Consider the following 7032-nt stretch of genomic DNA (forward strand, 5'->3'; position numbering starts at 1 on the left):
TCCGCGGCGGTGACCGCGGTGGCCTGGCGGACCAGCGCTGGGGCGGCGGCCCGGGTTCCCGTGGCTCGCGCTCCCAATCTGGCTCGCACACTGAAGGATTGGGCAGACCGCGGGCTGCAGGTGATCGGGCTGGACGCCGACGGCGACACCACGCTCGACGACCTCGACGGCACCGACCCGTTGGTGGTGGTCGTGGGTTCGGAAGGCAAGGGCCTGTCCCGACTGGTGCGGGAGAACTGCGACGCGGTGGTGTCCATCCCGATGGCCGGCCCGGCCGAATCGCTGAACGCCTCGGTGGCCGCGGGGGTGGTGCTTGCCGAAATCGCCCGCCAGCGCAGGAAGTAAGGGCTGATGGGCCGCGGCCTCGGTGCCCTGCTGGCGGTGCTGCTAGCCGTCGCAACCTCGGGGCCGCTGCCGAGCGCGGCCGCACAACCGCTGACGTTCGACCTGGTGGCCCATCGCGGCGGCAGCGGCGAGACGACCGAGGAATCGCTGCGCGCGTTCGGCAAAGCACTGGAAGTAGGCGTCAGCACACTGGAATTCGACATCGGAATAACCAGAGACGGCCAACCTGTGGTGTGGCACGACCTGACCATCGAACCGGCAAAGTGCGCCGACACCGGACCAGCATTCGCCGGCGACCCGCAATATCCGTACGTCGGGAAGCTTGTGCACGACCTGACTCTGGCGCAAATCCGCACCCTTGACTGCGGCAAGCGGCTTGATGAGTTCCCGCACGCGGAAGTCGTGCGCGGCAACAAGGTCGCAACCTTGCCTGAGGTATTCGCGCTGACCGACTCCTATCGAGCAGATTTGCGCTATGACATCGAAACCAAGGTCGACGCCGCGGATCCGGCCACATCGGCGTGGCCGCAAGAATTCGTCGACGTCATCCTGGGTGCGGTCAGGTCGGCGGGAAAGGTCGACCGGGTAGAAATCGAGAGTTTCGACTGGCGAACGCTGCCGATGGTGCGTCAAGCCGAGCCGTCGATTCCCTTGGTGGCGTTGTGGAGTGCGGCGACGTGGACCCCGGGTTCGCCATGGCTGGCCGGGATCAATCCGGCCTTCATCAGCGATCCGCTCGTTGGCGCCAAGATGGTCGGCGCCGACATCGTGTCGCCAAGCTACTCTGTCGTCGACGAAGCGTTCGTCGATCGGGCGCACGCGTTGGGGCTCACGGTGATGTCGTGGACGGTCGACGACGCAGCGACCATGCGAGCACAGATCGCCGCCGGTGTTGACGGCATCATCACCAACTATCCCGCTTCGTTGCGCACGGTGATGGCGCAGCTCGGAATGCCGCTGCCGCGGGCATACCAGCCGGTTACAGGCCCAGCAGTCGCGCGCTGACCCACAGCGCAAGAACTGAGGCCACCAAGGCGGTGGGCACGGTGCACAATCCCAGCTTGGTGTACTCGCCGACGCTGGCGGGAACGTCATAGCGGCGAAGAACCCGGCGCCACAACAGGTTCGACAGCGAACCGACATAGGTCAAGTTCGGGCCGATGTTCACCCCGAGCAGTACCGCCAGGATCGCTGCGGGCCCGCTCGGGGCCACCAGCGGCACCAGAACCAGCGTTGCCGGCAAGTTGTTGACGATGTTGGCCAGCACGGCGGCCACCGCCGCGATGCCGAGCAGTGCGAGCAGCCCGCGGCCGGCTGGAATCAGCGCGCACATGCGGGTGGCCAGGCCGTTGACCATGACTGCCTGTACCACCACGCCCAGCGCCAGCACGAACACCAAGAACGGCACGTTGACGGCGCGCACGATCTCTACTACCGAGGTGCGGCGATGGCTGAGGCTGCGCGCGGCCAGCGCCAAGGCCCCCGCCAGCGCCGCCCACGCCGGTGACACGCCGGCGGCCTCGGCGATCGCGAATCCGGCCAACGTCAGCGCCACCACCACCAACGCGAACAACGGCAGCTGTGGCGGTGGACCGACCTCATGGCGATCCGGCACCACGCGCAGATCGGCGGCGAAAAACCAGCGAAAGACCACGTACACGGTGCCCACCGCGGCCACCCACGGCAACGCCATCGCCAGCGTGAACCGGGTAAAAGACAGATGGGCGACGTGAAAAGCCAAGAGGTTGGTCAGATTCGAGACCGGAAGCAGCAGCGAGGCGGCGTTGGCCAGATGCGCGCTGGCGTAGGCATGCGGACGCACCGGCGCCCGCAACCAGCGCACGGTGGACAACACCACCGGGGTTAACAACACCACGGTGGCGTCAAGGCTCAACACTGCGGTGATCACGGCGGCGATAGCGAACACCTGCCGCAGCAGATGCCGCGACGGCCCGGCATGGGCCCGCGCCATCGCCGCCCCGGCGGCCTCGAACAACCCCTCGTCGTCGCACAGTTTGGCCAGCACCAATACGGCACCTAAGAACGCGGTGACCCGCAGCAGCCGAGCGGCTTCGGCCGCCGCCTCGTGCATCGAGATCGCCCCGACGACGATCAGCAGCGCGGCGGCCGGGACCGCCGCGAACGCCTCAGGCCAGCCGCGTGGGCGCGCGACCGCGAAGCCCAGCACGACAGCAAGCAGCACCAGGGCGAGGACAAGCGTCAACGGTCAGATCCACGGATCCTCGCGCCGCCACAGCGTCGGCATGTGCAGCGCGATGTCGTCCTGGTCGGCCAGCTCGCCCAGTATGCGCAGGGAAGCATCGAGATCGTCGGCCGCATAAGGCAAGGCCCGCAACGGTTTCGACAGCGGGCGGAAGAAGTCGTCCCAGTGGATCAGCACTACTCGCCGCGCATCCACCGCGCGGACAGTGTGCGTCCAGTAGTCCAGCAGGTATGACCGCGGCAGCAGACCCAGCTGTCCCACACCGAGATAGACCACCTCGGCTTGTTGGCCGGCGAGCGCATCTGGCACAAACCCGGCGCTGCCTTGAATCAGCAGCCGCCTGCCTGAGGGCCGGTGATGGATCAGCGCCGACCACACCTCACCACACCGGTAGGCCGATACCTTCACCGGCGGGCGTACCGGAGCGGTGATTGCGCCGGGAAACCGGTCCGGTGGAGAATGCCGTGACTCGATCAGTGTTAGGTCGAAGGTCCCCAAGGTGATTCGCTCACCCGTGACTGCGACGACCAACCGGTCATCGGGCAAGCCATACCCGCGGCCGATGTTGGCCGCCGACTCGCCACCAACCAGGCGTGCGCCGGTGGCCTCGGCGACCACCGCGGAGTCCAGCGCGTGATCGATATGGGTGTGCACCGGGATGACTGCCTCCAACCGGGACACCTGGGCCCGGGCCAGGCAGCCGTAGACCCGGGCCGGCGACGGCGACACCTTGCGCAGCACCACTCGGGGCAGGCTGGGACGGGAGAAGTAGCCATCTGTCATCAACGCGGACGACCTGTCGTCGAGCAGCAGGGTCGTCACACCGAGCCAGGTAACCGACAGCGGCGCATCATCTTTCGCCGCGGGCACGTTGACCAGCTCGCAGTATCGGCCGATGTCGGGACGTCCGGGCTTGAGCCGCATCAGCAAAACGCCTTGACGTCGACACCGCCGGCTTTCAAATGATCTTTTACCGCCGAAGCGATCTGCACAGCGCCCGGCGAATCACCATGCACGCACACCGATTCCACGCTGATGCGAATCTGCGACCCGTCGACTGCTGTGACGTGACCAGAAGTCACCATGGTGCGCACCCGCTCGGCGATGGCAGCCGGATCGTGCAGAACCGCACCGGGTTCCCGGCGCGACACCAACTGACCGTCCGGCCGGTAGGCGCGATCGGCGAAGGCCTCCGGGACAGCGCGCAGGCCGCGCGCCTGCGCTTCGTCGAAAAACACCGAGCCGGCCAAGCCGAGCACCGGCAGCCCGGTGTCCACCATGTGCACCGCCTCGGCGACGGCGCCCGCCTGGTCGCGGTGGGTCACGATCGTGTTGTACAGCGCGCCATGGGGTTTGACGTAGCACACCGCCGAGCCGGCCGCCTGCGCGAGTGCCTGCAACGCCCCGATCTGGTAGACGACGTCGGCGAGCAGATCGTCCGGGGCGACGTCGATGAACCGCCTGCCGAACCCGGCCAGGTCGCGGTAACCGACCTGTGCGCCGATCCGCACACCCCGCTCAGCCGCCGCACGGCATACCCGCAGCAGCCCGGCCGGGTCGCCCGCGTGGAAACCACAGGCAATGTTGGCGCTGGTGACGATGCCGAGCATGGCGTCGTCGTCGCCAAGGCGCCAGACGCCGAAGCCCTCGCCCAAGTCGGCGTTAAGGTCCACCGCCACCACGGTTCGAAAGCCTAGTTACTGCCTGCCGATGTCGCCCGAGCAGCCAGCACACCAGGTAGATCAGAAACGAGAGCGTGGCGACGAAAACCGACACCGGCACACCCGGCGCCAGCGACAGCACAAGACCACCCACAGCGGAGATCTCGGCGAAAACCACTGACGCGACGATCGTCGTGGCCGGCGAGGCGAACAAGCGAGCGGCCGCGGCCGCCGGCGTGATCAGCAACGACATCACCAGCAGCGCGCCGACGATCTGCACGCCCTGCGCGGCCACCACGCCGACCAGTGCTGCGAACACGATGCCCAGCGCGCGGACCGGCACACCACGTGCCGCCCCGACCTCGGGATCAACGGTGGCGAACAACAGCGGTCGATAGCAGACCGCGAGCACGGCGACGACCAACACGCTGACCACCGCCAGGATCGCCAGCCCCGAGTAGCCCACCCCGACGATCTGCCCGGTCAGCAGTGCGAAACTACTGCCGGTCTGTCCCTCTGGATACAGGTGGATGAACAGCACCGCCAGCCCCAGGCCGAACGCCAGCACCACGCCGATCGCGGAGTCGCGTTCTCGGGCTCGCTGCCCCAGCAGGCCGAACAACGCCGCCGCCACGGCACTACCGACCAGCGCACCCGCACCCACTTGAATCCCTACCAGCAGCGCGAACGCGGCACCGGTCAGCGACAATTCGCTGGAGCCGTGCACAGCGAACGACATCTGTCGCATCACGATGAACGGCCCGATCAGGCCGGCGATCAGGCCCAGCAGCGCGGCCGCCACCAAGGCCTGCTGGACGAAGTCGTGGTGCAGCAGGTGGGCGGTGATGCCGAACGAAAACAAATGCGCCAACAGGTCGGCGATCTTGTCGTTCATCACCCCGGCCCGTCAGACATGTTCGTCCGCGCTCAGGTGCTCGGCGCCCGGCTCCCCGACCACGACGTAGCGGCCCTTGACCTTCAGCACCTGGATGTCAGTCCGGTAGAGCGCCGACAGCGTCTCACTGGTCATGACCTGCTCGACGCTGCCGATCCGGAATCGGCCGTCGACCAGATACAGCACCCGGTCGACGTAGGGCAGGATCGGATTGACCTCATGGGTGACGAACACCACCGCCATGTCCGAGTCCCGACGGCAACGGTCGATCAACGCCGAGACCAGCCTGGCGTTGGCCGGGTCCAAGGTCAGCAGCGGCTCATCACACAGCAGCAACATCGGGTCGTTGGCCAGCGCCTGGGCGATGCGCACCCGCTGCAATTCGCCGCCGGACATCACCCCGACGGGGACGTCGGCAAGATGTTCGGCATTGACCTGGCGCAGGGCGCGTCGCACCGCCTCGCGACGGCCCAGCCGATCGGCACGACGCAACTGGGTGGTTCCCCATCGGTGCCCGTCGACGCCCAGGCGTACCAGGTCGCGCCCGCGCAGCATCAGACCGCGGTCCATCGGACGGTGCTGCGGCACATAGCCGATGCGCCCGGCGCGTGAGGCCACCGGCTGCCCACCCACCAGCAAGCTCCCGGCGCTCAGCGGCAGTTGTCCGAGCAACACCTTGAGCAGCGACGTCTTCCCGGTCCCGTTGGGGCCGAGCACCGCGAGAAACTCGCCTGGCGACACCGATAGGTCGAGGTGATCCCACAGCACTCGGTCACCGAACGCCAACCGGGCGCCGGTGAGCGAGACAGTGCTCGGGCGGCGGTCGACGACGTTGTCGACGTCGTGGGTCACGAGCCGTGATTATCGCCGCGACCGAGCGCGGCGGCGAGGCTATTGACGGTATCGCGTTGCCAGGCCAGATAGTCCGCGCCGGCGGGCAACATTTCGGGCACCTGGGTCACCGGCAGGCCGGCGCGACGCGCGGCTGTTTGGACGTCGTTGGTTGCGGCGGTGGAGGTCTGAGGGTTGACCAGCAGCGCCGAGACCTGTCGATTCGCGATCAGGTCGAGCACGTATGCCATGTCGGCGGGCGAGGGTTCGTCGTCGTTCTCCGTCGCGGCGGTGAAGCCTTCCGGAGCCTGGTTGACCAGGTCACACGCTGCCAGCAGGTAGTAGGCGACGGGCTCGGTCGCGATGACGGGGGTGCGCGGGTGTGCGGTGGCGATAGCGTGTTCGGTGCTGGCGATCGCGTCCGCGCTGCGGCCGAACCGAGTGGCGTTGGCGCGGTAGTCTGCCGCGTTGCGGGAGTCGATCGTCGCGAGTTTGTCGGCGATCTTGGCGGCGACCGACTTGGCGACGTGCATGTCGTAGAAGACATGCTCATTGCGACGACCGGCGCCGTGATCCGGCGCTGGACGAAGCAACGAGTACGCGTTCACCGATTCGATCGCGGGATGAGCGGTGAGTACTCGTTCAGCCCAAGGGTCGTAGCCGCCACCGTTGTAGACCACTAATGCGGCGTCGGCGATGGCGGCGTCGTCGATGGGGGTCACTTCATAGGTGTGCGGATCGACTTCGGCACTGGTCAGGATCGGCTTGACGCTGACGTGCTGGCCCGCGACCGCGCGCGCAACGCTGCCCCAGACACCGGTGGATGCCACCACGGTGGCCGCCCGCGGATGCGCTGAATTACCCCATCCGCTAAGGCAACCGGTCACGGCGACGATGATTGCCGACAGGCCGGCCGCCATGCCGACCGCCGACATGCGCACCGTCGGTATTCCTCTCACCGGCCGGCCCCCGACTACGCAAACTAATGAAAATCGTTTCCATCAGACTGTAGCGCAGCCAACTGCCCATCGCGACAGGGTTAGCTGGCCCACCTTCGCCCAGCGGCGGGTCGGGGC

The 7032-nt window shown here is 67.4% G+C and carries 8 protein-coding genes; 2 read left to right on the plus strand and 6 right to left on the minus strand.

Annotated elements, in window-relative coordinates; all coding sequences use genetic code 11:
- Both ACFE99_RS03565 and ACFE99_RS03570 read left to right on the plus strand, forming a co-directional pair.
- The coding region (locus tag ACFE99_RS03565) for a TrmH family RNA methyltransferase (RefSeq protein ID WP_375482479.1) at window positions 1–345 on the plus strand (345 nt) is incomplete at its 5' end.
- Between the two features lie 6 nt (window positions 346–351).
- Window positions 352–1350, plus strand: a complete 999-nt coding sequence (locus ACFE99_RS03570) for a glycerophosphodiester phosphodiesterase family protein (protein WP_375482481.1) — start codon at window positions 352–354, stop codon at window positions 1348–1350.
- Here ACFE99_RS03570 and ACFE99_RS03575 read toward each other — a convergent pair.
- The 6 genes from ACFE99_RS03575 to ACFE99_RS03600 are packed head-to-tail and all read right to left on the minus strand — an operon-like array spanning window position 1325 to window position 6891.
- The gene (locus tag ACFE99_RS03575; protein WP_375482484.1) at window positions 1325–2569 is read right to left on the minus strand and encodes an SLC13 family permease; all 1245 of its coding nucleotides are present in this window, start codon (window positions 2567–2569) and stop codon (window positions 1325–1327) included. The genes ACFE99_RS03570 and ACFE99_RS03575 overlap by 26 nt on opposite strands.
- Window positions 2570–2572: 3 nt before the next feature.
- On the minus strand, window positions 2573–3493 hold the full coding sequence (locus ACFE99_RS03580; protein ID WP_375482486.1) for an MBL fold metallo-hydrolase: 921 nt from the start codon (window positions 3491–3493) through the stop codon (window positions 2573–2575).
- Window positions 3493–4251, minus strand: coding sequence for a LamB/YcsF family protein (locus ACFE99_RS03585; RefSeq protein WP_375482488.1), 759 nt, complete (start codon window positions 4249–4251; stop codon window positions 3493–3495). The genes ACFE99_RS03580 and ACFE99_RS03585 overlap by 1 nt, the downstream gene beginning before the upstream one ends.
- Window positions 4232–5125: a metal ABC transporter permease gene (locus tag ACFE99_RS03590; protein ID WP_375482490.1), complete on the minus strand. Its 894-nt coding sequence runs from the start codon at window positions 5123–5125 to the stop codon at window positions 4232–4234. Before ACFE99_RS03590 ends, ACFE99_RS03585 begins: the two co-directional genes overlap by 20 nt.
- Window positions 5126–5137: 12 nt before the next feature.
- Window positions 5138–5977, minus strand: a complete 840-nt coding sequence (locus tag ACFE99_RS03595) for a metal ABC transporter ATP-binding protein (protein ID WP_375482492.1) — start codon at window positions 5975–5977, stop codon at window positions 5138–5140.
- The gene (locus ACFE99_RS03600; protein ID WP_375482554.1) at window positions 5974–6891 is read right to left on the minus strand and encodes a metal ABC transporter solute-binding protein, Zn/Mn family; all 918 of its coding nucleotides are present in this window, start codon (window positions 6889–6891) and stop codon (window positions 5974–5976) included. The genes ACFE99_RS03595 and ACFE99_RS03600 overlap by 4 nt, the downstream gene beginning before the upstream one ends.
- Window positions 6892–7032 lie beyond the last annotated feature (141 nt).

Source organism: uncultured Mycobacterium sp. (genome assembly GCF_964249325.1).
Taxonomy (GTDB): domain Bacteria; phylum Actinomycetota; class Actinomycetes; order Mycobacteriales; family Mycobacteriaceae; genus Mycobacterium.

Coding starts and splice junctions, on each gene's coding strand:
- ACFE99_RS03570 (WP_375482481.1), top strand. CDS start 352: ATGGGCCGCGGCCTCGGTGCCCTGCTGGCGGTGCTGCTAGCCGTCGCA.
- ACFE99_RS03590 (WP_375482490.1), bottom strand. CDS start 5,125: ATGAACGACAAGATCGCCGACCTGTTGGCGCATTTGTTTTCGTTCGGC.
- ACFE99_RS03580 (WP_375482486.1), bottom strand. CDS start 3,493: ATGCGGCTCAAGCCCGGACGTCCCGACATCGGCCGATACTGCGAGCTG.
- ACFE99_RS03600 (WP_375482554.1), bottom strand. CDS start 6,891: ATGTCGGCGGTCGGCATGGCGGCCGGCCTGTCGGCAATCATCGTCGCC.